The sequence below is a fragment of the Bradyrhizobium sp. genome (assembly GCF_035935975.1).
Taxonomy (GTDB): Bacteria; Pseudomonadota; Alphaproteobacteria; order Rhizobiales; family Xanthobacteraceae; genus Bradyrhizobium.
This window is the reverse complement of the sequence record NZ_DASYWN010000024.1, coordinates 141,615-164,675: the sequence shown is the minus strand read 5'-3', so window position 1 is coordinate 164,675 and position 23,061 is coordinate 141,615. Positions and strand designations below refer to the sequence as shown.

General features: G+C 67.7%; 23 protein-coding genes and 2 riboswitches. Of the genes, 6 read left to right on the top strand and 17 right to left on the bottom strand.

Features of this window, described 5'->3' with window-relative positions:
* Positions 1 to 4: 4 nt before the first annotated feature.
* The 7 genes from cobF to cbiE all read right to left on the bottom strand — a co-directional run bounded on the left by cobF (position 5) and on the right by cbiE (position 6,139).
* On the bottom strand, positions 5 to 754 hold the full coding sequence (cobF, locus tag VGR99_RS12460) for a precorrin-6A synthase (deacetylating) (RefSeq protein WP_326898662.1): 750 nt from the start codon (positions 752 to 754) through the stop codon (positions 5 to 7).
* Positions 755 to 795: 41 nt separating this feature from the next.
* Complete coding sequence (locus VGR99_RS12455) at positions 796 to 1,473, bottom strand: energy-coupling factor ABC transporter permease (protein WP_326898661.1); 678 nt, start codon at positions 1,471 to 1,473, stop codon at positions 796 to 798.
* A 37-nt stretch (positions 1,474 to 1,510) separates the two neighbouring features.
* A riboswitch (cobalamin riboswitch) is annotated at positions 1,511 to 1,730 on the bottom strand.
* A gap of 45 nt (positions 1,731 to 1,775) precedes the next feature.
* On the bottom strand, positions 1,776 to 2,507 hold the full coding sequence (cobA, locus tag VGR99_RS12450) for a uroporphyrinogen-III C-methyltransferase (protein WP_326898660.1): 732 nt from the start codon (positions 2,505 to 2,507) through the stop codon (positions 1,776 to 1,778).
* Positions 2,504 to 3,814, bottom strand: coding sequence for a cobyrinate a,c-diamide synthase (locus VGR99_RS12445; RefSeq protein WP_326898659.1), 1,311 nt, complete (start codon positions 3,812 to 3,814; stop codon positions 2,504 to 2,506). The genes cobA and VGR99_RS12445 overlap by 4 nt, the downstream gene beginning before the upstream one ends.
* Positions 3,814 to 4,596, bottom strand: coding sequence for a precorrin-4 C(11)-methyltransferase (gene cobM, locus VGR99_RS12440; RefSeq protein WP_326898658.1), 783 nt, complete (start codon positions 4,594 to 4,596; stop codon positions 3,814 to 3,816). The genes VGR99_RS12445 and cobM overlap by 1 nt, the downstream gene beginning before the upstream one ends.
* Positions 4,593 to 4,961, bottom strand: coding sequence for a cobalamin biosynthesis protein (locus VGR99_RS12435; RefSeq protein ID WP_326898657.1), 369 nt, complete (start codon positions 4,959 to 4,961; stop codon positions 4,593 to 4,595). Before VGR99_RS12435 ends, cobM begins: the two co-directional genes overlap by 4 nt.
* Entirely contained in the window at positions 4,958 to 6,139 is a 1,182-nt protein-coding gene (gene cbiE / locus VGR99_RS12430; RefSeq protein WP_326898856.1) for a precorrin-6y C5,15-methyltransferase (decarboxylating) subunit CbiE, read from the bottom strand. The genes VGR99_RS12435 and cbiE overlap by 4 nt, the downstream gene beginning before the upstream one ends.
* 10 nt (positions 6,140 to 6,149) lie before the next feature.
* Here cbiE and VGR99_RS12425 point away from each other — a divergent pair, with 10 nt between their 5' ends.
* Complete coding sequence (locus VGR99_RS12425; protein ID WP_326898656.1) at positions 6,150 to 6,896, top strand: cobalt-precorrin-6A reductase; 747 nt, start codon at positions 6,150 to 6,152, stop codon at positions 6,894 to 6,896.
* Here VGR99_RS12425 and cobJ read toward each other — a convergent pair.
* Genes cobJ through VGR99_RS12390 form a run of 7 tightly spaced genes read right to left on the bottom strand, consistent with a single transcriptional unit; the run spans position 6,872 to position 14,779 of the window.
* Positions 6,872 to 7,606: a precorrin-3B C(17)-methyltransferase gene (cobJ, locus tag VGR99_RS12420; protein ID WP_326898655.1), complete on the bottom strand. Its 735-nt coding sequence runs from the start codon at positions 7,604 to 7,606 to the stop codon at positions 6,872 to 6,874. The two genes, VGR99_RS12425 and cobJ, sit on opposite strands and share 25 nt — an antisense overlap.
* Positions 7,603 to 8,334 (bottom strand): precorrin-2 C(20)-methyltransferase, encoded by a 732-nt coding sequence (locus VGR99_RS12415; protein WP_326898654.1) that lies wholly within the window; start codon positions 8,332 to 8,334, stop codon positions 7,603 to 7,605. Before VGR99_RS12415 ends, cobJ begins: the two co-directional genes overlap by 4 nt.
* Positions 8,335 to 8,336: 2 nt before the next feature.
* The gene (locus VGR99_RS12410; RefSeq protein WP_326898653.1) at positions 8,337 to 8,966 is read right to left on the bottom strand and encodes a precorrin-8X methylmutase; all 630 of its coding nucleotides are present in this window, start codon (positions 8,964 to 8,966) and stop codon (positions 8,337 to 8,339) included.
* A complete protein-coding gene (cobG, locus tag VGR99_RS12405) occupies positions 8,966 to 10,129 on the bottom strand; it encodes a precorrin-3B synthase (protein ID WP_326898652.1) in 1,164 nt (387 codons plus the stop codon). The genes VGR99_RS12410 and cobG overlap by 1 nt, the downstream gene beginning before the upstream one ends.
* Positions 10,126 to 13,374, bottom strand: a complete 3,249-nt coding sequence (cobN, locus tag VGR99_RS12400) for a cobaltochelatase subunit CobN (protein ID WP_326898651.1) — start codon at positions 13,372 to 13,374, stop codon at positions 10,126 to 10,128. Before cobN ends, cobG begins: the two co-directional genes overlap by 4 nt.
* Positions 13,374 to 14,408, bottom strand: coding sequence for a cobalamin biosynthesis protein CobW (cobW, locus tag VGR99_RS12395; RefSeq protein ID WP_326898650.1), 1,035 nt, complete (start codon positions 14,406 to 14,408; stop codon positions 13,374 to 13,376). Before cobW ends, cobN begins: the two co-directional genes overlap by 1 nt.
* Positions 14,405 to 14,779: a DUF1636 domain-containing protein gene (locus tag VGR99_RS12390; RefSeq protein WP_326898649.1), complete on the bottom strand. Its 375-nt coding sequence runs from the start codon at positions 14,777 to 14,779 to the stop codon at positions 14,405 to 14,407. Before VGR99_RS12390 ends, cobW begins: the two co-directional genes overlap by 4 nt.
* Before the next feature lie 95 nt (positions 14,780 to 14,874).
* Positions 14,875 to 15,095: riboswitch (cobalamin riboswitch) on the bottom strand.
* Positions 15,096 to 15,135: 40 nt separating this feature from the next.
* Here VGR99_RS12390 and cobO point away from each other — a divergent pair.
* Complete coding sequence (gene cobO, locus VGR99_RS12385; RefSeq protein ID WP_326898648.1) at positions 15,136 to 15,771, top strand: cob(I)yrinic acid a,c-diamide adenosyltransferase; 636 nt, start codon at positions 15,136 to 15,138, stop codon at positions 15,769 to 15,771.
* 5 nt (positions 15,772 to 15,776) lie between these two features.
* Positions 15,777 to 17,225 (top strand): cobyric acid synthase, encoded by a 1,449-nt coding sequence (locus tag VGR99_RS12380; protein ID WP_326898647.1) that lies wholly within the window; start codon positions 15,777 to 15,779, stop codon positions 17,223 to 17,225.
* Here the strand turns inward: VGR99_RS12380 and cobD are convergent.
* Both cobD and cbiB read right to left on the bottom strand, forming a co-directional pair.
* Positions 17,214 to 18,179 (bottom strand): threonine-phosphate decarboxylase CobD, encoded by a 966-nt coding sequence (cobD, locus tag VGR99_RS12375; protein ID WP_326898646.1) that lies wholly within the window; start codon positions 18,177 to 18,179, stop codon positions 17,214 to 17,216. The two genes, VGR99_RS12380 and cobD, sit on opposite strands and share 12 nt — an antisense overlap.
* Positions 18,180 to 18,190: 11 nt before the next feature.
* The gene (gene cbiB / locus VGR99_RS12370; RefSeq protein ID WP_326898645.1) at positions 18,191 to 19,132 is read right to left on the bottom strand and encodes an adenosylcobinamide-phosphate synthase CbiB; all 942 of its coding nucleotides are present in this window, start codon (positions 19,130 to 19,132) and stop codon (positions 18,191 to 18,193) included.
* A gap of 121 nt (positions 19,133 to 19,253) precedes the next feature.
* Here cbiB and cobU point away from each other — a divergent pair, with 121 nt between their 5' ends.
* The 3 genes from cobU to bluB are packed head-to-tail and all read left to right on the top strand — an operon-like array spanning position 19,254 to position 21,173.
* Positions 19,254 to 19,757 carry a bifunctional adenosylcobinamide kinase/adenosylcobinamide-phosphate guanylyltransferase gene (gene cobU, locus VGR99_RS12365; RefSeq protein ID WP_326898644.1) on the top strand — a complete coding sequence of 168 codons (504 nt, stop codon included), beginning with the start codon at positions 19,254 to 19,256 and terminating at the stop codon, positions 19,755 to 19,757.
* Entirely contained in the window at positions 19,754 to 20,536 is a 783-nt protein-coding gene (gene cobS, locus VGR99_RS12360; RefSeq protein ID WP_326898643.1) for an adenosylcobinamide-GDP ribazoletransferase, read from the top strand. Before cobU ends, cobS begins: the two co-directional genes overlap by 4 nt.
* A gap of 4 nt (positions 20,537 to 20,540) precedes the next feature.
* Positions 20,541 to 21,173, top strand: coding sequence for a 5,6-dimethylbenzimidazole synthase (gene bluB / locus VGR99_RS12355; protein WP_326898642.1), 633 nt, complete (start codon positions 20,541 to 20,543; stop codon positions 21,171 to 21,173).
* A gap of 181 nt (positions 21,174 to 21,354) precedes the next feature.
* On the opposite strand, the gene VGR99_RS12350 is transcribed toward bluB, so the two are convergent.
* The gene (locus tag VGR99_RS12350; RefSeq protein WP_326898641.1) at positions 21,355 to 23,052 is read right to left on the bottom strand and encodes a ShlB/FhaC/HecB family hemolysin secretion/activation protein; all 1,698 of its coding nucleotides are present in this window, start codon (positions 23,050 to 23,052) and stop codon (positions 21,355 to 21,357) included.
* Between the last annotated feature and the right edge of the window lie 9 nt (positions 23,053 to 23,061).

Sequence of the window (23,061 nt, the reverse complement as noted above, 5' to 3'; positions counted from 1 at the left end):
TCGCTTACGGTCTGCGCTTGAGAATGTAGCTGTCCATGATCCAGCCGTGCCGCTCGCGCGCCTCTTGCCGCACAGCGACGATGCGCGGACCGGCCTCGGCCAGCGCGCCGGATAGGACGATCTGATCGGGCATGCCGAGATAGGCGCCCCAATAGATGTGGAGGCCTTCAGGATCGAGCGACTGGAACGCGGTGCCGCCGTCGAGCATCACCACCACGGTATCGACGCTTTGCGGCCAGCCGCCCTCGCGCAGGCGGCGTCCTGTCGTGACCAGGAACGGCTCGCCGATGTCGTTGAGCGGCAGCGCATGCGCCGCGCACAGCGCCTGGATCGAGGTGATGCCGGGCACGACCTCGATCTTCGGCAAAGGCTTCAATCGCCGCGCGATGCGCAGCGAGGAATCGTACAGCGATGGATCGCCCCAGATCAGCAGCGCGACCTTGCCCTCGCCGTCGAGATGGTCAGCGATCGTCTGCGACCAGGTTGCGGCGACAGCGTCGTGCCAATCATCCACGCCCTTGCGATAATCCGCCTCGCCGGCATCGCGCACGGGAAGGTCGAACTCGGCAATGCGTGTCTTGTCGTTGGTGAGCACGTCCGCGCAGATCGTTCGCCTGAGGTCGGCGAGATCGGACTTCGCTGTCCCCTTGCGCGGGATCAGGACGAGATCGGCTGCGTTGATGGCTTGAATGGCGGCACGCGTGAGCTGCCCGGGATCGCCGCAACCGATTCCTATCAGGGAGAGCGTGAGCATCGCGCGTGCAGGGGCGGCCGTGACGGCCGCCCCTTTGTCTCTTACGCCGCGTTATGCAGGCGCGGGGTGACGAGGCCGGGCGCGGTGACACCGCGCAGCGACTTCGCCAGCGCCAGCACGGCGAGATCGGCCAGCGGCTCGATCACGATGACCAGCGCGTAGGAGGCCGCGAAGGTCGCGATGCTCGCAAGGTTGCTCATCGCGAAACCGGAGCCATAGAGCGCCCAGAACGCGACCCAAGCGATCACGCCGGCCTGGTAGGTGGTCGAGAGCGCCAACGCCTGGCGATACTTCAAATCGACATAGGCGGTGTTGCGCGAAATGATCCGAGAAGCGATCGCCTGGATGCCGAACAGCGGCACCAGCAGCGTCGTGACGTTCATGCCATATTGCGGCAGGTCGGCCGGCTCGAAGAACACGCCCTGAAGCAGCAGGCCGAATGCGAGACCGAAGGCGGCGGGCGCAGCACCGAACAGCAGGAACAGCGTCGAGCCCAGGATGAAGTGCACCTCGGAGACGCCGACCGGGAAGTGCGGCAGGATCTCGAAGAAGGTGAACACGAGGGCGGTGGTGGCGAGCGTCCGCACGGCGAACGAAACGACGCCCTGCTCGCGCACGGTCTCGACCGCGAGCTTCAAGGCAACGCCGCCTGCGGCGATGCCGGTTGCGTAACTCAACACGAGCTTGGCGCCCGTCACGATTCCGGGTTCGATATGCATGGCTCAGATCCTTCCTGCCGTCACACCCGACGGCCTTGGCCTCAAAACGTGCAGGGCCGGTCTCCTGGCTCGCGGTTCACTGGGGTTCTCCGGCCTTCCCGGACCTTGCGGCCCAGTGGCTGATCGGAGCCCCTCACCGCTTACAGTCGCGGGGGCGGCTGGGGTTTTGGGCGCCGCAACTGGGTCCGCCCACCCCCATTCCCGATTATGCTCCAGCGCTTTGCGCTGCGTCGAGCACCATGCCCCTCCTGTGTGCCCCTTTCGCCGGCCGGGCGTCAAGGGGAGACCAGCGGCAGGGGCGTTCATGACGGATAATCCCCCGCCAGCGCACCGAACAGGATCACCGCCGCCGTCGAAGCCGCGCCGCCGCGCGCAAGCTGTTCCGCAAGCTCGACAATAGTTGTGCGGAGCAGGCGCTCGTCTTCGCGCCCGAGGGATTCGGCGAATAGCGCCGGGGTGCTTGGCGAAAGGCCATGCTCGATCAATTTTGCGACAAGCGCCGGAAAGGTGCGCCGGCCCATATAGACCACGGTCGTCGCTTCCGGATCGGCCAGCGCCGCCCAGTTCAGATTCTGCGGCAGCTCGCCGGTGACGTCGGCCCCGGTCACGAACTGCACCCGGCGCGAGGTATGGCGCCGGGTCAGCGGAATGCCGGCCTGCGCGGCGGCGACACAGGCCGAGGTGACGCCGGGAATGATCTCGTAGCCGATACCGGCCTCGCGCAGCGTGTCGAGCTCCTCCTCGAGCCGGCCGAAAATGCCGGCATCGCCCGACTTCAGCCGTACCACGCGCGCGCCGGTTGCGGCATAGTCGACCAGCAAGCGGTTGACGTGGTGCTGCTTGGTCGAGGGACGCCCTGCGCGCTTGCCCACCGCGACGAGATTGGCGCCGGGCCGGGCCAGATCGAGGATCGCGCCCGACGCAAGATCGTCATAGAGCACGACATCGGCCTCGCGCAGCCGCGCGGCGCCCTTGAGCGTGAGCAGCTCGGGATCGCCGGGGCCGGCGGAGATGAAGGAGACAAAACCGCTCACCGGTCCTCCGCGATCAGATGGAAGAACGTGCCGGTGGCGTGGCCGCGGCGCGAGCCGGTCTCGGCGATGACGGCCCCCGTCGCGTCGTGCACGACCGCCAGCGCCGTATCGGGCTGGGCGACGATGGTCGAATAGTGGAATTCGTGGCCACGCAGCCGCGCGCCTGCCTGATGGCCCGGCATCGGCGCTGCGAGCGCGGCGAGACGATAGCCGAGATGCATACGGCGCTTGGCAAAGCTCGTCTCCAGCCCGAGCAGGCCCGTCATCTCGTGGCGGACGCCCTCGGCATCGGTCAACGCAGTTCCCAGCACCATATACCCCCCGCATTCGCCATGCACCGGCCGCGTCCCGGCGAAGGCGCGCAGGCCGCTGCGGAAGTTCGCATTGGCCGCGATCTTGCCGGCATGCAGCTCGGGATAGCCGCCGGGCAGCCAGCACACATCGGCGCTCGCGTCGGGCGCTTCGTCGGCGAGCGGCGAGAATGTCGAGATCTCGGCGCCGGCTGCCCGCCAGGCTTCCAGCATGTGCGGATAGACGAAGGAGAACGCCGCATCGCGGGCGAGCGCAATGCGCTGGCCGGGCGGCGTCACATTCAGGCCGTTCGCGGCAGCTTGCGGCGACCAGCTGGCGGCCGAGCGCAGCACCGCATCGAGATCGACATGCTCGGCGACGAAGCGTGCGGCCTCGTCGATCAGCTTGCCGATCTCCGCCTGCTCCTCGGCCTGCACCAGGCCGAGATGCCGCTTCGGCAGGCTGATCTCGGCATGGCGCGGCAGCGCGCCGAACACGGCGATGCCGACGTCGTTCAGCGCACGCCGCACGAGATCTTCGTGACGCGGGCTGGCGATACGGTTGAGCACGACACCCGCAAGGCGCACGCCCGCGCGATAGTCGCGAAGGCCCGCGGCGATCGCAGCCGCTGTCTGCGCCTGTCCGGAAGGATCGATCACCAGCACCACCGGCCAGCCCAGCATCTCCGCAATGTCGGCGGTAGCGCCGGTGCCGGAGACGCCGCGCGCGGCGACGCCGTCGAACAGGCCCATCGAGCCTTCGGCGAGCACGACATCGGCATCGGCACTCCGGCTGACGAGATGCGCGATGGCCCCGCGATCCATCGCCCAGCTATCGACGTTGACGGAGGCGCGGCCCGTAGCGGCGGCATGGAATGCGGGATCGATATAATCAGGCCCGCTCTTGAAACATTGCACGTTCAATCCGCGATGACGCCAGGCGCGCGCAAGCGCCAGCGTCAGCGTGGTCTTGCCGACACCGGAGGCCGGTGCGGAGATGACGAGGCCTACCGCCATCACGTTGCCTCCGGAAAACGCGGCTCGGCACCGACGGGCCGATAGCGGCGATCGTAATCGACGGCATAGAGGCGGCTCTCGTCGAAATCCGCAGCGCCGAGCGTCTTGCCGACCAGGATCAGCGCGGTGCGCTCCATCTCGGCGCCGACGGCCGCATCGAGCGTTGCCAGCGTGGCGCGGACGATGCGCTGGTCGGGCCAGCTCGCGCGCCAGACGATCGCGACCGGGCAATCCGCGCCGTAATGCAGCGTCAGTTCGGCTACGACCTTGTCGAGCAGATGAATAGACAGATGGATCGCAAGCACCGCACCGGTCGCGGCGAATGAGGCGAGCTTTTCGCCTTCGGGCATCGCGCTGGCGCGGCCCGGTGTGCGCGTCAGCACCACTGTTTGCGCAAGGCCGGGCAATGTCAGCTCGGCCTCCAGCGCGGCGGCTGCGGCCGAGAAGGACGGCACACCCGGCGTGACCGTGAAGGGAATGCCGAGCGCGCGCAGGCGACGAAGCTGCTCGCCCATCGCCGACCAGATCGAGAGATCGCCGGAATGCAGCCGCGCGACCTCCTGGCCCTCGGCATGGGCGGCGGCAATCTCCGCGATGATCTCATCGAGCGACAGCGGCGCCGTGTTGACAATGCGCGCGCCGGACGGGCAATGCGCGAGCACGCCTTCGGGCACGAGCGAGCCGGCATAGAGGCAGACCGGGCACGCCGCGATCAGATCGCGGCCACGCAGCGTCAAGAGATCAGGCGCGCCCGGCCCGGCGCCGATGAAGTGCACGGTCATGCGCCATCTCCTTCAGCGATCGCCGCGGTCGCGGTGCGATCTTGCGAGACCACGCGCGTCGCAATCAGCCGCGCGCGAGGGCCGGCCGCCGCGAGCGCCGCGGCTTCGGCGACCGAGCCGGTGCCGAACTTTTCGGCGACGAGCTTCGATTGCGTCGGCGTGTCGACGCGCGCGAGCACATCGGCCGGAACAGCCTTGATCGGCACACCGCATTCGCGCGCGAGCTGCTTCAACGGCTCCGCATCGGCCTTGTCGCTGACGGTTGCCACCGCCGCAAGGCCTTCCATGCCGCCGGCCGCCTGCAGCGCCTCGCGCAGTGACGCCAGCGTCACATCCGTCTTGAATCCGAGGCCAGCGACCTTCATCGGACCGCACTCCACTGCACCACCGGCCGCGCCGCCTCCCAGGAGCGATAGCGGCCGAGCGGAGCGGCATGCGCGATCTCGACCCGCATCAGCTCGCCGCCATGGCGCTGGTGCAGCTCGCCGAGCAGCGCTTCCGTCTCGAGCGTCACGGAATGCGCAACGAGCCGTGCGCCCGGCGCGAGACGCGACCAGATCGCATCGAACATCGCGCTATCGAGACCGCCCCCGATGAAGACGGCATCCGGCGCGTCCAGCCCAACAAAAGCTTCGGGCGCCCTTCCCGTGATGACCGTGATCCGATGCGCCAGCCCGAAGGCCGCTGCGTTCTCGTGGATGTTCGCGACGCGATCCTCGCGGGCCTCGATCGCGATCGCCATCCCGCCGCACAGCGCCCACTCGACAGAGATCGAACCCGAGCCCGCGCCGACGTCCCACAGCCGTTCGCCCGCACGGGGCGCCAGCGCCGAGAGCGCGAGCGCACGCACGGGCCGCTTGGTGATCTGACCGTCGTGGACGAAGAGATCGTCCGAAAGTCCGGAGCTGCGGGGAAGGCCATGGCCTCCCCACGCCTGTACGGCCACGGCAACCAGATTACCAGCAAGATCCTTAGCAAACAGATCGGCGCGATGCTGGTCGATGTATTCGCGTGGGCCGCCCAGCGCCGCGAGAGTCCACACGAGTGAGGCGCCCCATCCGCGTTCAGTCAACCATTTCGCGAGATCGCCTGCGGCCTTCGCATTACGTACGAGACAAATGACCCGCGCGCCATTCGCCAGATGCGGCACGAGACGCTCGAAGGGCGCTGCGTGGAGACCTAGACAAGCGGTTGCTTCGATGGGCCAGCCCAGCCGCGCGGCAGCAAGCGAGAAGGTCGACGGCGCCGGATGTGCGATCCACTCGTCGCCACCGAGCTTCTCGGCAAGGCCTGCGCCGGCGCCGTGCCAGAACGGATCGCCGGAGGCGAGCACCGCCGTTGGCCGGCCGCGGCACTTCAGCACGACACTTGCGTCGAACGGTACCGGCCACGGGCGGCCGCGGCCCGCCACGCCGGCAAGCGCAAGATGGCGTTCACCGCCAAAGATTGTTTCGGCCTCTTGAAGCGCCTTTCGGCTTGCTTCGGACAGGCCCGCGAGGCCATCTTCGCCGATACCGATGATGGTCAGCCAGGGATCAGCCAAGGAATCAGCCATGATTCGCGCCCTCATTCTGGGCGGAACCGCCGATGCGAGCCTGCTCGCGGCGGCGATCGCGCGCGCGGGCATCGATGCCGTCTATTCCTATGGCGGTCGCACCCGCGCGCCCGCCGATCAGCCGCTGCCGACCCGGATCGGCGGCTTTGGTGGCGTGATCGGACTTGCCGACTATGTCAGGCACGAAGGCATCACGCATGTGATCGACGCGACGCATCCTTTCGCGGCCGAGATGAGCCGTCATGCGGTCGAAGCGTGCGCGAACACCGGCACGCCGCTGATTGCGCTGGAGCGTGCTTCCTGGACAAAAGTGCCCGGCGACAATTGGATCGAGGTCTCCGACGTCAACGCCGCGGTCGCCGCGCTGCCCGAGGCGCCGGCAAACATCTTCCTCGCCATCGGCCGCCAGCACATCGCGCCATTCGCGAGCAAGCCGCAGCACGCCTACACGCTGCGGTTCGTCGATCCGGCCGAAGCGCCGCTGCCCTTCGCGGCCGACGTGATCGTATCGCGCGGACCGTTCACGCTTGGCGGCGAACTGGAGATGATGCGTACGCGCGGCATCGCCTGGATCGTTGCCCGCAACTCCGGCGGCGATGGCGCCCGCGCCAAGATCGACGCGGCGCGGATGCTCGGCCTGCCCGTGATCATGATTGCGCGGCCGCAACTGCCCGCGCGATCGCAGGTCGAGAGCGTGGCCGAGATCATGCAGTGGCTCGGTCATTCGACCCGCCTCGGTGCGTAGATCCAGCGGCCGACGCGGCGCGTCTGCGAATTGCCGACGATGACAAGCGTGCGCATGTCGGCCATCTCGGGCGTCGCGTTGTTCAGCGTGACGGTCTCGATCTTTTCGCCTGTCGCGCTGATCGCGCGCGCGAAGATCACGAGGCGATCACCACAACCAGCATCCTTCAAAACCGCGAGCGCGCGGCCAAAGCCCTCAGGCCGGCTCGCCGAACGCGGATTGTACATCGCAATCGAAAAGTCGGCCTCGGCGGCGAGCCGCAGGCGCTTCTCGATCACCGTCCACGGCTTGAGATTGTCCGAGAGATTGATCGCGCAGAAATCATGGCCGAGCGGCGCGCCGGCGCGCGCGGCCGCGGCCAGCATCGCGGTGATACCCGGCAGCACGCGGATCGGCAGCTCCTGATATTGTGGCGCCTGTTCCAGCGCCTCGAACACGGCCGAGGCCATCGCGAACACGCCGGGATCGCCGGAGGAGACCACGACCACCTGCCCGCCTTCAGCCGCAAGCCGCAGGGCTTCGCCCGCACGCTGCAACTCCTCGCGGTTATCGGAAGGATGCAGCTTGAGACCGGGCCGCGGTGGCACGCGCGCGACGTAAGGTGCGTAGCCCAGAATGTCGGTCGCGGCTGCAAGCGCCGCAGAGACCTCAGGCGTCACCAGCGCATCGCTGCCCGGCCCGAGGCCCGCGATGGTCAGCGTGCCCGTCATTCGGCGGCGTCCAGATGCCGGCCCTTGCCATGCACGAGCACGATCGCAAAATAAGGACAGTCGGCGGCATCGATCTCGGCGAGCCGCGCCACGCGTTCGCCCGGCATGGTACCGCGCTCGACCAGCCAGGCATCGTCGAGCCGGCCGGCGGATGCGAGCGCGCGCCGCACCTTCGCGAGATTGCGGCCGGTCTTCATGATGACCAGCGCATCGGAATCGCGCATACGGCGTTCGAGTTCGGCTTCGGGCAGCGTGCCCATCAGCACCGTCGTGACGTCGTCGCCGAGCGCGATCGGCTGGCCGACGCCATTCCAGCAGCCGACCATGCCGGGAATGCCGGCGATCACCTCGATCTCGACGCGGCCCTGCAGGCGCGTGTGCAGATGCATGAAGGAGCCGTAAAAGAAAGGATCCCCCTCGCAGAGCACGACGACGTCGACCGCGCGCGCAAGCCGCGCCAGCCGCTCGGCCCATTCGTCGTAGAAGCCGGCGAGGAGCTGGACATATTCAGGACTGTCGAACGCGATCTCCGTCGTAACCGGATATTCCATGGGATATTCGGTGACGTCGGCCGCCAGCATCCCCTCGACGATGCGCCTTGCCTGGCCGGGCCTGCCCTTCTTGCGGAAATAGGCCACGTGCTTTGTGCCGCGCACCATGCGATCGGCACGCACGCTCATCAGATCAGGATCGCCAGGGCCGAGACCGCAGCAGATGATGCGTGCCATCTCTATTCGCTCCGGCTCGCCAGCGCATTCACCGCGGCAACCGTGATCGCGGAGCCGCCGAGGCGGCCCTCGACCGTCAGCGCCGGCGCCGGTGGATCGGCCATCAACGCAGCCTTGGATTCGGCCGCGCCGACGAAGCCGACGGGGCAACCGATGATCGCCGCAGGCCGCGGACAGCTTTGGTCCTCGAGCATGTTGAGCAGATGAAACAGTGCCGTCGGCGCGTTGCCGATCGCGACGATCGCACCACTGAGATGCGGACGCCACAGCTCCAGCGCCGCGGCCGAGCGCGTATTGCGCATGGACTGGGCCAGCGCAGGCACGGCCTCGTCGCCGAGCGTGCAGATGACGGCATTTGCCGCAGGCAATCTGGCGCGCGTGATTCCTTCCGAGACCATGCGGGCGTCGCACAGGATCGGTGCGCCCTTCTGCAGCGCGGCGCGCGCAGCCGTCGCCATGCCTGATGTGAAGCGGATATGCGCTTCCAGGCCGACCATGCCGGCGGCATGGATCATCCGCACCACCACCTGCTCCTCGTCGGGCGTGAAGCGGGCAAGATCGGCCTCAGTGCGGATGGTCGCAAAGGATTGTCGGTAGATCGCCGCGCCGTCGGTTTCGTAAACGTGCGGCATCAGTGCCCTCCCATCAGGATGGAGGGATTTTTGACGATGTCGTCGCGATCCAGGCCGCGCAGGATAGGCTCATCGCGCGTCGATCCGCCGCGCACGAGGTCGAAGCCGGCGCCGGTCGCGACCAGCGTGACCGCGGCCGCGCCGGAATGGGCGCAGCCCTTGGCACAGCCGGAAACATGGAGTCGCGCGGCTGAGCCGATGTTCGGCGCGAGTGCTGCCGCCAGCGCGCGGGTGTCGGCATGCGCCTCGCGGCAACGCGGCGCGCCGCTGCAGGCGATGACGCGCAGCGCCGGATCGTAGGCCTCCGTGATGAGGCCCGCCGCGGACGGCATCATTCGCTTGCCTTCGCTCAAAACCATGCGCCAGGGCGTCATGCGCAGCGCATGCCCACAGCCTGCAAACTGGCTGAGCGTCGCATGCGGCATTTGCCCGAAGGCGACGCCGACCATTGCGCCTTGCGGATAAAGGCCGGGGCGCGCCGCTGCCATGATCGGCGCGGGCTCGGCCTCGCCACGCAACGTCTCGGGGAGGATTGCCCCGGCAGCAAGATGCGCCGCCATGCGGCCGCGCCCGCCCTTCGCACCGCCCGACGTCACAAACCAGTTGGTGAGCGCGAGTGCAGTGGCCACGGCCTCGCCGCGCACAACGGAACGGCCGAGCTTCGCACCATCAGCCCGCACCAGGAGGCCGCCGGCGCGATCGCGCTCGATCCGCACATCCGCGGAATCGCCGGCCAGCACGCGCGAGGTGCCGTCATCGACGGCAAAGCCGAACTTCGTCGGAAGCGCGAGCGCACAGCCCTCGAGCGCCTCCTCGAGCTCCGCGGCGAGCGCTTGGCTCTCGTCACCGTCGCGCCAGAACGGCGTGACGAGGATGTTCCGGCGGGATTCGGTCTCTGTGTCCGGATCGAGCAACGCAAGCTGCGCAAGACCGTCAAGCAGCAGGCGGTGACTGGTCTCGGTAACACCCCTGATCTGGAGATTGGCGCGACTGGTCACGTCGATCAGGCCATTGCCGTGGCGCTCCGCCAGATGCGCAAGCCCCGAGATCTGCGCCGCATCGAGCCGTCCGCCGAACGGGCGCACGCGAACTACGAGCCCGTCGCCCGATAGCATCGGGCGCAAGGCGCCGGGACACCAGCCCTTGATCGCGGACGCGCTCATGACGCCTCCCGCAGCGCAGCCGCAATCGAGTTGCGGCGCGTCCGCCAGAGCGAGGCCTCGTGCAGGCGCGTGAAGCAGGTCTCCATCGCGGCGAGCGCCGCCGGATTTTCGCGGGCCATGAAGGCGCATACGTCTGCATCGCCGAGCGTCGCGTCATAATAGAGATCGAACAGATGCGGCGGCACGGCACCAGCGAGATGCGCGAACGCCGCCATGTGCTCCAACGTCGCGGTGATCTCGGCCGCGCCGCGAAAACCGTGGCGCATCATGCCGGCGATCCAGGCCGGGTTGGCCGCGCGTGCCCGGACGACGCGAGAGATCTCTTCCGTCAGCGTGCGCGCGTGCGGCTCGTCGGGCCGCGTCGTGTCGAGATGATAGATTGAGGGTCCCGCAGCGCCGAGATGGGCGGCGGCCGCCGCAATGCCGGCTTCATGCGCGGCATAGTCCGCGGCGAGCAGCAGATCGGTTTCCGGCAGATCCTGGACGTGGACGAACGCATCGGCAGATGCAAGACGCTGCTCGATGCCGGTGCGATCCGGCTTGATCTCGCCATCGGCGGAGAACGCCCAGGACGATGCCGACAGCCAGGCTTCGCCGGCGGCGTCGCGGGTCTCTGCCGTGAAGGCATCGGGAATCGCCGAGAGGCCAACGCCGTATTGTCCGGGGCGCGGCGCGAACACGCGTGAGACGCGATGGCGATAGGGATTCTCCTCGCCCTCATCCTCGCGGCTTGCCAGCGCTTCGCTGGCGGCCTCGAACAATTGCGCCAGGCCAGCGAAGACATCGCGGAACAGGCCTGAGACCCGCAGCGTCACGTCGATGCGCGGGCGGCCGAGCTCGGCCGGCGCGATGATGTCGTAGCCGGTCACGCGGCCGGAGGCATGATCCCAGCGTGGCGCGAGGCCGGCGAGATGCAGCGCCATCGCAAACTCCTCGCCCGCGGTGCGCATCGTCGCCGAGCCCCAGAGATCGACGACGAGGCCCTTCGGCCAGTCGCCGTGATCCTGCAGATGGCGGCGGAGCAGCTCTTCGGCGAGCTTGATCCCCTGCGCATGCGCCGACGGCGTCGGCACCGCGCGCGGATCGACGGCGAACAGATTGCGTCCCGTCGGCAGCACGTCCTGGCGCCCGCGATAGGGCGAGCCTGACGGTCCCGGCGCAACGCGCTGCCCTGCGAGCGCGGCACGCAGCGCGTCCCGCTCGGCATCGCCGCACGCGCCGCGCCCGAACACGTGCAGACCGTCGCCGAACTGGCTCTCCTTGAGATCGCAGACGAAGCGATCGATGCGCGGGATCGCTTCGGCCGGCGCTGCCGATGCATCGAGACCGAGATCGTCTTCGAGGCCCGCTGCGCGCGCCTCATCGCGGATCGCGGCGATCAGGCGCTGGCGGCGGGCGGGATCGAGACCATCGGCGGTCGAATATTCGTCGAGCAGGCGTTCGAGCCGGCGCAGGCTTTCGGGGACCGCGGATGTTTCGAGCGGCGGCGGCAGATGGCCGATGGTGACGGCACCGATGCGCCGCTTGGCCTGCGCGGCTTCGCCGGGGTCGTTGACGATGAAGGGATAGATGACGGGGAGATCGCCGATCAGCGCTTCCGGCCAGCATTGCGAAGACAGCGCCACGGACTTTCCGGGCAGCCATTCCAGCGTGCCATGCGCGCCCATGTGCACGACGGCATCGATCCGCTGCCCGCGGAGCCAGAGATAGAACGCGACATAGGCGTGGCGCGGCGTGCGGGCGAGATCGTGATAATCACTCTCGCGCGTCACCGCATCGCCGCGCTCCGGCTGCACCGCGATGATTGATCGGCCGCACGCGAGGGCCGGGAAATGGAACGCCCCCTTGCGGCAGCTCGGATCGGTCTCCGGCGCGCCCCAGGCCTGCGCGAGATCATCCTGCAAGGTTTGCGGCAGGTGCGCGAGCGCGACGCGGTAATCGGCAACGCTCCAGGCTAGGTGCTGCTTCAGCAGCGTCTCGCCGAGCGCCTGGACCGGCGCGACGTCGAAGCCGGCCTTTGCGAGGTCGGACACCAGGGCCTCGACCGAAGCCAGTGCATCCAGACCAACCGCATGCGCGATCTGGTGCGGACGTCCCGGATAGTTCGAGAGCACGATGGCGACGCGCTTCTCCGCAGCCGGCTTTTCCGCGAGGCGCCGCCACGCCGCAACGCGCGCGGCCACGGCGCTCACGCGCTCCTCGTCGGCTCGGTGCGCGAGATGCGAGAACTGCAGATCGGGATCGCGCTCCGCGGCGGACTTGAAACTCACCACGCCCGTGAACATGCGGCCATCGACCTCGGGCAGCACGACATGCATCGCGAGATCGCCGGGCGACAGGCCGCGCAGCGATTCCGCCCAGTCCTCGCGCCGCGCGGTGGAGAGCGCGACCTGGAACACGGGGCAAGAGGCCGCATCGAACGGCGTCGTGCCGTCGTCGCCGATGGCGGAGAACGCCGTCGCGTTGACGATCGCCGCCGGAGGAACTTGCGGAAGATGCTCGCACAGCCAGTCCGCGACGCCCGGGGCTTTCAGCGAGGTGGCGAACACGCCGTGGGCGTCAAATCCCTTCTCGCGCAGCGCGACGATCAGCGCATCGACGGGGCCAGTGTCCGCGGCGGTGAGATAGGATCGATAAAAGGTCACCAGCGCCCGCGGCTTCCCCTCGCCGGCTGTCGGCGCGGCAATGACGCCACGCGCCGGATCGTAAAAGCCCATCTCGGGCACAGTCATCTCGCCGACGACCGGTCCCGCATAGAGGCCCGAGGCCAGCGCGAGTTGCGCGATCGCCGCCTGCGCCGCGACCGGCCCACCAGTGTCGCAGAGCACCTTGAGCCGGCGCAGCGTCGAGACCGGCAAGGTGGAATACGAATCCAGCCGCGTGTCGTCGCGGCCATCGGCCGGCAGCACGGCCAGCACGATGCCACGATCCTTCGCGAGTTGCTGAAGCGCCGCGAGGCCATACGGCCAATAGGACTCACCGCCGATCAGCCGCACCAGAATGCCGCGCGCCTGCGACAGCGTGCGCTCGATATAGGTGTCGACCGACAGCGGGTGACGCAGCTCCGCGAGATTGGCGAGCCGCAGCGACGGCAGGCTGTTGCGCCCCCGCCGCCAGCCGGCCGCAAACGCCGCAAGGTCGGAATCCGAGTACGAGAGCACCACGAGATCGGCCGGGTCCTGGCCGATGTCTCTTGGCGTCGCGGTCTCCTCCAGACCGCGGCTCTCGCGGAAGACGACGTGCATCAGACTCCCAATCCCGCCTTGATCGCGGCCTCGTCGATATCGCCGTGCTCGCCGATCACGACGAGCTTCGACTGCCGGCTGCCCGCGCCCCAGGGCTTGTCGAACTGGTGGCGCACGCGCTCACCGACCGCCTGAAGCAACAGGCGCATCGGCTTGCCCGCGACCGCGATATAGCCCTTGGCGCGCAGTACGTTCTGCTCGCGCGCCAGCTTCTGCACCGACGCGACCAGCGCATCGACATCCGCCACTTCCGGAAGATCGATCACGACGGAGGCGAAATCATCATGCTCGTGCTCCTCCTCGCCATCGTGATGCGAGGGGCGCGCGGCGAGATCGTTCTCGGCGGCAGCGCCGAGGCCGAGGATGACGCGCGCATCGATCGCGCCGTCGGTGACGGGCAGCATCGGCACACGGCGCGGCATCTCGGCAGTGATCGCCGCCTTGGCAGCTTCCAACCCGGCCGCACCGGCAAGGTCCGCCTTGGTCAGCAGCACGATATCCGCACACGCGATCTGGTCCTCGAACACCTCTGAGAGAGGCGTCTCGTGATCGAGATTCTCGTCTGCCGCGCGCTGCGCCTCGACCGCCTCCGGATCCGGCGCGAAGCGGCCGGCCGCGACGGCCTCGGCATCGGCCAGCGCGATCACGCCGTCGACCGTGATGCGCGAGCGGATCTCCGGCCAGTCGAACGCCTTCAGCAGCGGTTTGGGCAGCGCGAGGCCCGAGGTCTCGATCAGGATATGATCGGGCCGCACCGGGCGCGCCAAGAGCTGCTCCATAGTCGGAATGAAATCGTCGGCGACGGTGCAGCAGATGCAGCCATTGGCGAGCTCGACGATGTTCTCTTCCGGGCAGTTCGCATCGGCGCAGGATTTCAGGATCTCGCCGTCGACGCCCTCGCTGCCGAACTCGTTGACGAGCACGGCGAGCTTCTTGCCGTTGGCATTGCTGAGCAGGTGCTGGATCAGCGTCGTCTTGCCGGAGCCGAGGAAGCCCGTGACCACCGTCACCGGGACTTTTGCGAGCGAGTTCATTCAGCGGCCTCCGGCAACACGGCAATGGGGGGAATGCGGGCAAGCGACTGCTTGCGGAAGATTTCAGGGCGGCTGCGCCAGGGCACGAGGCCGTCGGGCGCGGCGGCATAGGCGGCGGCACCGGCGATCACGTCCTGCGCGTTCGCATCCGACAGGCGGCCATAGACATAGCACCAGCGGCCGGGCGCACTGAGTGCCACCGAGCAGCCCTGGCTGCATGCAGACAGGCATTCCACGGGAACCACATTCACGCCCTCGGGCACGCCGGCCTCGAGGATCGCGCCATGTAGGCGTTTGCCGGGGGTGGTCTCGCCCTCGCCGAGCGTTTGGCCGGCGCGGCAGGTGATACAGACGTGAAGTGTGACGGTCATCGCCTCTTCCAGGATAAACAGCGGGAGGCGATGAGGCGCACGGACCCTGACTTGAGAGGCCGTTTCCCCGTCGCGGAACACCCCGTCCGCCGGTCCAAAACTCGTCCGCGCTGGCAGGTCTCCCGGCTTGCGGAGCAGGGTTTTGGCCCTTCGATCCCCGCCTTCCCGATCCCCTGAGGGATCAGTGGCTTTGGGCATCTCTCCGGTCACGGTCGCGGGGGCGGCTGCAGTTTGGATCAAAATCTTGCCGATTCGGACCCTATCGCATTCCCTCTTCGCCTGTCATAGGACAGGAACCAACGCCGGGCCACCATTTGCCCCCGGCCGCCTCTTGTCAAGCCGAAGGACCGGGTACGATGACGCCAGAACCGGATACCCAAACCGCTGAGGAAACCGACGCCCGGCACGCCCAGAAGATGGCGAAGAAGAAGGCCGCCCGCGACAAGATCATGGCGACCAAGAGCGGTGAAAAGGGCCTCATCATCGTCCACACCGGCGCCGGCAAGGGCAAGTCTTCCTCCGCCTTCGGCATGATCGTCCGCTGCGTCGCCCATGGCTTCCCCTGCGCGGTCGTGCAGTTCATCAAGGGCGCCTGGGACACCGGCGAGCGTCGCCTGCTCACCGGCCATTTCGGCGAGCTCTGCCAGTTTCACGCCATGGGCGAAGGCTTTACCTGGGAGACGCAGGACCGCGCCCGCGACATCGCCGCCGCGCGCGCCGGCTGGGAGAAGGCCAAGGAGCTGATCCTTGATGCCAACCTGCGGATGGTCGTGCTCGACGAGATCAACATCGCGCTGCGCTACGACTATCTCGACATCGCCGAGGTCGTCGAATTCCTGACGACGCAAAAGCCGGAGATGACGCATGTCGTGCTCACCGGGCGCAATGCCAAGGACGAACTCATCGAGATCGCCGATCTCGTCACCGAGATGACGCTGATCAAGCATCCGTTCCGCTCCGGCATCAAGGCGCAGGCCGGCGTCGAGTTCTGACGTCGATGGCACGCGCGCTGATGATCCAGGGGGCCGGCTCGGACGTGGGCAAGTCGCTCATCGTCGCAGGCCTCGCGCGCGCCTTCACGCGGCGTGGCCTGCGCGTGCTCCCCTTCAAGCCGCAGAACATGTCGAACAACGCCGCCGTCACCGTCGATGGCGGCGAGATCGGCCGCGCCCAGGCGCTGCAGGCGCTGGCCGCCGGCGTCGAGCCGCACACTGACATGAACCCGGTGCTGCTCAAGCCCGAGACCGATGTCGGCGCACAGGTCGTGGTTCACGGCAAACGCATCGCAACCGCGCGGGCGCGCGAATACGCGGCGATGAAGCCCTCGCTGATGGGCGCGGTGCTGGAGAGCTTTGAGCGGCTGAAGGCCCGCGCCGATCTGGTGCTGGTCGAGGGTGCCGGCAGTCCGGCCGAAGTGAATCTGCGCAAGGCCGACATCGCCAATATGGGCTTTGCCCGCAAGGCCGACGTTCCAGTGGTACTGGTGGGCGACATCGACCGCGGCGGCGTCATTGCGCAGCTCGTCGGCATCAAGACGGTGATCGATCCCGACGATGCCGCGATGATCCAGGGTTTTGTCATCAACAAGTTCCGCGGCGATCCCACGCTGTTCGACGACGGTTACCAGCTGATCGCGCAGAAGACCGCGTGGCGCGGCCTCGGCGTGCTGCCGTGGTTTTCGCGCGCCGGCGAGCTGCCGGCCGAGGACGCGCTGGGCCTGAGCGACGCGCGCAAGCCGGGCCAGTGCAAGATCGCCTGCCTCGCACTGTCGCGCATCGCCAATTTCGACGATCTCGATCCGCTCAAGCTCGAACCCGGCGTTGACCTGGTGATGGTGCGTCCTGGCGAAGCGATCCCGGGCGACGTCAGGCTCGTCATCATCCCCGGCTCAAAATCCACCCGCGGCGATCTCGCCTTTTTGCGCGCACAAGGCTGGGACATCGACCTGCTCGCCCATCACCGCAGGGGCGGCCATGTGCTCGGCCTCTGCGGCGGCTATCAGATGCTCGGGCGCAGCGTCGCCGACCCCGATGGCATCGAAGGTCCTGCCGGCGACACGCCGGGCCTCGGACTTCTCGACGTGGCGACGGTGATGAGTCCGCAGAAAACGCTGACGCGTGTCGCGGCCGTGCATGCCGCCACGGACCAGCCGATCGCGGCTTACGAAATCCACATCGGCCGCACCGACGGTCCCGATCGCGTCCGCCCGTTCGCGAAGCTCAACGGCGAACCGGAAGGCGCGGTCTCCAACGATGGCCGCGTGCAGGGCAGCTATCTGCATGGCCTGTTCACGTCGGATGATTTCCGCAAGGCATATCTGGCGAAACTGGATATTCCTGCCGGCAACGAGCCCTATCACGCCAGGGTCGAAAGCGCGCTCGATGCCCTCGCCGATCACATCGAGAAACATCTCGACGTCGACGGCCTGCTCGCACTAGCGCGCTAGGACCTCGCCGAGGCGCGTCCATTCGGCTTCGCTGCCGGGAAGTCCGAGCCGCAGCCATGTCGGCTTTTGCGCGAAGACGCGCGACCAGATCTGGCAGCGCGCCAGCTTCTCCTGCGCTGCGCATGCATCTTGTGTCTCATAGAGACGAAACAGCGATGCGCCGCCGACGAGCGTCCAGCGCTGCGCGCGCGCCATCTCATCGAGACGGTCACAGTCGTCAGCAAGTCGCGCGGACGTGGCTTCGGCCCAGGCATCGTCACGCAAGGCGCGGCTGCCGATCGCGATCGCCGGTCCGGACACGGGCCAAGGGCCTGACAATGCCGCGAGCTTGCCGATGTCGGCGGCATTGCCGATCGCAAACCCAAGCCGCAGGCCGGCAAGGCCGTAAAACTTTCCGAACGAGCGCAGGACCAGCAGTCCCTGCTGGTCGGCTTCGGGCGCGAGCGACAATTGCGGGACGGCATCGGCAAAGCTCTCGTCGATGACGAGACGGCCAACAAGCGGCAGCAACGCCAGCAAATCCTTTGGCGCAAAACTCCGGCCATCGGGATTGTTGGGATTGACGACGATGGCGAGGTCCGCGCCCACCAGCGCGTCGAGTTGCGCGACCTCCTGGACATCCCAGCCCGCGGCCGACAGCACGCCGGCATATTCATTGTAGGTCGGCGCGAGGATGCGCGCACGGCCGGCTGCGGCGAGTTGCGGCAGCAATTGAATGGCGGCCTGCGCACCGCCAAGCGCAATCATCGGCGCGCTCGTGCGATAGGCGTGCCGCGCCGCAAGGTGCAGCGCCTCGATCTCGGCGCGCGACGGCAGCGCGCTCCATGCGCGCGCACTCACCTCACCGACCGGATAAGGCAACCGGTTGATCCCGGTCGACAGATCGATCCAGTCCTCCGCGCGTCCGCCAAAACGCTGCTGGGCCAGATCGAGATTTCCACCGTGCTCGCGCATGCCCTGTTCTTTCACGCGAAGGCGAGGATCGCAAGCACGCCTGCGAGCAAGAGCATGGCACGGCGGTAAACGGTCAAGCCCTCGACGATGTCGGCGGCGAGCGGATCGCGCGCGCCTTCGTTGAGCCAGGGCTCGTCGGTCGCGCTGCCGTGATAGATGCGGGGGCCGCTGAGCCGCACGCCGAGCGCGCCCGCCATCGCGGCTTCCGGCCAGCCGGCATTGGGCGAACGGTGACGGCGCGCATCCCGCGTCATGCACGACAGCGCCTCGGATCGCCGCGATGCCAGCAGCACGAACAGAAAACCGGTCAGGCGCGCCGGGATGAAGTTGGCGACATCGTCGATGCGCGCCGCGGCCCAGCCAAACGCTTCGTGCCGTTCGCTGCGATGGCCGATCATGGAATCCAGCGTGTTGATCGCCTTGTAGCCGAAGATGCCGGGCAGGCCGAACAGCGCGCCCCAGAACACCGGCGCGACGATGCCGTCCGAGGCGTTTTCGGCGAGGCTCTCGATCGCCGCGCGCGCGATGCCGGCCTCATCGAGCGCCGCCGGATCGCGGCCGACGATGCGCGAAACAGCCTCACGTGCGCCGGCGATGTCGCCGGCCCGCAAGGGATTTGCGACGGCCGCGACATGATCGTGCAACGAACGCAAGGCAACCAGCGGCCAGGCCAGGACACCGACCAGCACGATCTGGATCCAGCTCCGGGGGAGCATGGACTGAAGCACCCAGCCGAGTGCAATGGAAAGCGCGATCACCACAAGCGCTCCGGCGATACCGGCGGCGCGGCGGAGCGCCGGCGTGTCGGCCTCGCGATTCCAGGCGGTATCGACGGCACCGATCAGCCGGCCCAGCCAGGTCACCGGATGGCCGATCCGCGCGAACAGCCATGACGGCCAGCCCAGGAGGGCATCCACCGCCATCGCCACCACCATCGCGCCCGCAAAGCCCAAACCCGCCTCCTGTCCCGCCCCTGTTGCGCAAAGCCAGCGGCGAGCGCAAGCCCCTACCCGCCTGATTTCGGCTTTGTCTTTGGCCGCGTTTGGTGATTAGTCAGGCCCACAGGAGACTTTGATGGCCGTCATCTTGATCACGGGTGGAGCGCGATCGGGCAAGAGCAAGCGTGCGGAAATGCGCACGCGCGCCTTCCCCGGGCAGCACGTCTATGTCGCGACGGCCGAGGCGCTCGATGCCGAAATGGAAGCACGCATCGCAAAGCACCGCGCGCGGCGCGGAACCGACTGGATCGAGCGCGAGGTGCCGCTCGATCTCGTGCCCGCGCTGCTCGCGAGCGATGGCGGCGGCGCGCGGCTGGTGGACTGCCTGACGCTGTGGCTCTCCAATCTGATGCACGCCGAGCGCAACTGGGAACGTGAGGTGAGCGAGCTCGCCGGCGCCCTGCCCCGCCTGAAGAGCCCCGTCGTCTTCGTCACCAACGAGGTCGGCCTCGGCATCGTGCCCGACAACGCCCTGGCGCGCAGCTATCGCGATGCCGCCGGGATCATGAACCAGGTCATTGCTGGTGTCGCCGACGAGGTCGAGTTTGTCGTCGCCGGCCTGCCGATGAAACTGAAATGACGCCGCGCGCCGAATTTTGGAAAGACGTGGTCGCGGATCTCAGGATGGCGGCGTCGTTCGTCACGATCCTCCCGGTGGCATCGTCGAAGCCCGCAGCCGACGGCGCCGTCGCGCGCGCGACCTGGGCGCTTCCCCTCGCGGGACTGCTGGTCGGCCTTGCCGGTGCGTTCGTCTACAAGGTCGCGAGCCGGTTCGGGCTGACGCCGAACCTTGCCGCCCTGCTTGCACTCGCGACCACCGCCCTCATCACCGGCGCGCTGCACGAGGACGGCCTTGCCGATACCGCCGACGGCCTCGGCGGCGGCCGCACGCGCGACCGCAAGCTCGAGATCATGCGCGACAGCCGGATCGGCACCTACGGCGTCTGCGCGCTGATCCTGTCGTTCGGCCTGCGCTGGAGCGCGCTTGCGGCAATCGCAAGTCCCTGGGCGGTCACACTGGCGCTGTGCGCGGCGCATGCCGCAGCGCGCGCGGGCGTGCCGGCGTTCATGTCGCTGGTGCCACCGGCGCGGCCCGATGGGCTTTCAGCGAGCGCGGGCGTACCGCCGGGGCGCAGCGTTGCCATCGCCTTCGCGCTTGGAACGCTCGCCCTCGCCCTCGCCCTCGGACCCGGCAAGGCGCTCGTCAGTCTGATCCTGCTGTCGCTTGCCGGCCTGTTGCTGGCGCGGCTCGCCATCCGCCAGATCGGCGGACAGACCGGCGACATCCTCGGCGCATTCGAGCAAACAGGCGAGATCCTGATCCTGCTGGTCGCCGCCGCCTTCCAGATGGGACGCTGACCTCATGGTCGAGTTCGACGACACCTTTCGCCAACATCTGCACGAGTTGTTCGTGTGGCGCCGCGACGTGCGCCGCTTCCGCACCGATCCGCTGCCGGATGGCGCGATCGACCGCTTGATCGAGACAGCGTGCCTGTCGCCCTCGGTCGGCCTGAGCCAGCCCTGGCGCTTCGTCATCGTCGATGATGCCGCGCGCCGCCGCGCCGTGGTCGACGATTTCAAGACGTGCAACGCCGATGCGCTGAACTGCTATTCCGGCGAACGCGCCGCGCGCTATGCCACACTCAAGCTCTCGGGCCTCGAACAGGCCCCGGGCCACCTCGCCGTGTTCGCCGACAAGGCCAGCGACATCGGCCACGGCCTCGGCCGCGCGACGATGCCGGAGACGACGGAATATTCCGTGGTCGCCGCGATCACCGCGATGTGGCTCGCGGCGCGCGCCGAGGGCATCGGCCTCGGCTGGGTGTCGATCCTCAATCCGGACCGCATCCACGCCCTTCTCGACGTACCCGCCTCCTGGAAGTTCATCGCCTATCTCTGCATCGGCTATCCCCAAGTCGAGTGCGACCAGCCGGAGCTGGAGCAGGCGAAATGGGAGCACCGGCGCGGCGCGGACGAGTTCACGCTGCGGCGCTGACCCCAGGCTCAGCCGGACGCGAGCGATCGCACCATCCTCCGTCATTGCGAGCGCAGCGACTTGTCCGCCGAAGCCTTTGGCGAAGGCGGAAGCAATCCAGAATATCTCTGCGGAAACATTCTGGATTGCTTCGTCGCAAGAGCTCCTCGCAATGACGGCGGAGAGACAGCGCAACGCGCTGCTACGACTTGCTCCTGGCGGCCGCGGCCGCAACCGGCGCGGGGCTTTCCTGTTTCTGGAACATCAGCAGCGGCCGGAGGATGACGCGGCCATAGGCCTCGTAATGGTTCTGGGTCGAGACGGCCATTTTCAGCGGCGTCGCGTAATTCGCCTCGAACGTCATGAATTGCGCGTAGGTCCAGGAGAAGCCGACGCCGACCGAGGCCATTTCGGTCACGCCGGGGAATGTCGAATACACCGCACCCCAGTCGGTGAAGACATAGGTGTCAAAGCCTCTCAGCCATTGCGACCAGTTGTAGTGCAGCTCGGCGTTGACATAATAGCCGCTGTCGCCGGAGGCCGCATTGGTCGGATAGCCGCGCACGGTGGTGGGGCCGCCGATCGAGAAGATCTGGTCGCCCGGCAACAGCTTTTCCTGCGTGTACTGCCAGCTCGCCAGCACATTGGCGCTGAAGTTCGCGGGACCGGCGGCGCTGCTCGCGATCAACGACCCGGTATAGGTGTTGAACGTGCGGTTGTTGTTGGAGAGAACGTGGTCCTGCCATTCGATGTAGTTGATGGCCGGCGAGACCGTGATCGAATAGGTGTTGCCGGAATTCGTCACCGAAACGCCAGCCGTGGCCTTGTCGTAGTGGTCGTCGGTCACGGAGACGCTGGAGAAGCGGCTGACCGTCTTGCCTTCGGTCTCGGCGGCGTTGAGCAGCACCAGCCAGTTCTGTGTCACCCAGACCGGCTGGCTGAAATTGACCGCCGCCTGGCTCGAGCGTCCCGTGACGTCGAGCGCGACGAACGGTCCCTGGATGATCTTGATCTTGCCTTCGGTATAGCTGACGCCGGCGCGGCCGCCCCAGGGATTGACCGGAACGCTGTAGGCGACGTTGCCGTTCAGATTGCCGTCGGCGCGCACCCCGTAGAAGGTCAGGCGGTCGTCGACGCCGAACAGGCCGTGGCGCTTGTAGAAGGCCCCGCCCTCCCAGCGTCCGGTGTTCTCCACGCCCTGGTTGTCGGTGAAGAGCTGCAAGGTATCGACCGGCGGCTCGATCACCGCGAATTGGAGGTCGGTGAGGCCGAAACTCGTGCCGGGCTGGAGCAGCGCCTTGATCTGCACGTCGTTGGTCCGGTTGAACCAGATCACGTCGCGATTGAGCTTGGGAACGTCGAGGACCTCACCTTCGGGCTCCTTCACGCGCTGAAGGATGTAGTCGGCGCGGGTCTGCTTGTTGCCCTGGATGGTCGTCTTCTGCAGCCGGCCTTCAGTCAGCTTGATCTTGACCACGCCGTCCCTGGGATCCTGCTCCGGCAGCGTCGCGATTCCCGTGACGATGCCGCGCGCGGCGTAGATGGCGTTGATGTCGGCGACAAGCTGCAACAGCGCGGCGATGTCGACATTCTTGCCGACATATTTCTTCGCGATCTCGTCGAGCTCCGCCGGCGTGATGAACTTGGACGGGTCGAACTCCAGCTTGCGCAGACGGAATTTCGGCCCGCCCGGCTTCAGGAGCATGGACTTCTCCCGCTCGCCGCCGACCACGGCCGGCCCGGTCAGCTTGGGCGGCGCGCTCTGCTGTTCGAATTGGCGGCGCTGCCGATCGATGTCGTTCTGGATCGCGCCGGGATTGATCGATGGGATCTGGGCGCGCGCGGGCACGATGCAGCAAGCTGCAAGCCCCACACCCATCACTGCCCCCCAAATCCGCATCCCGAATCC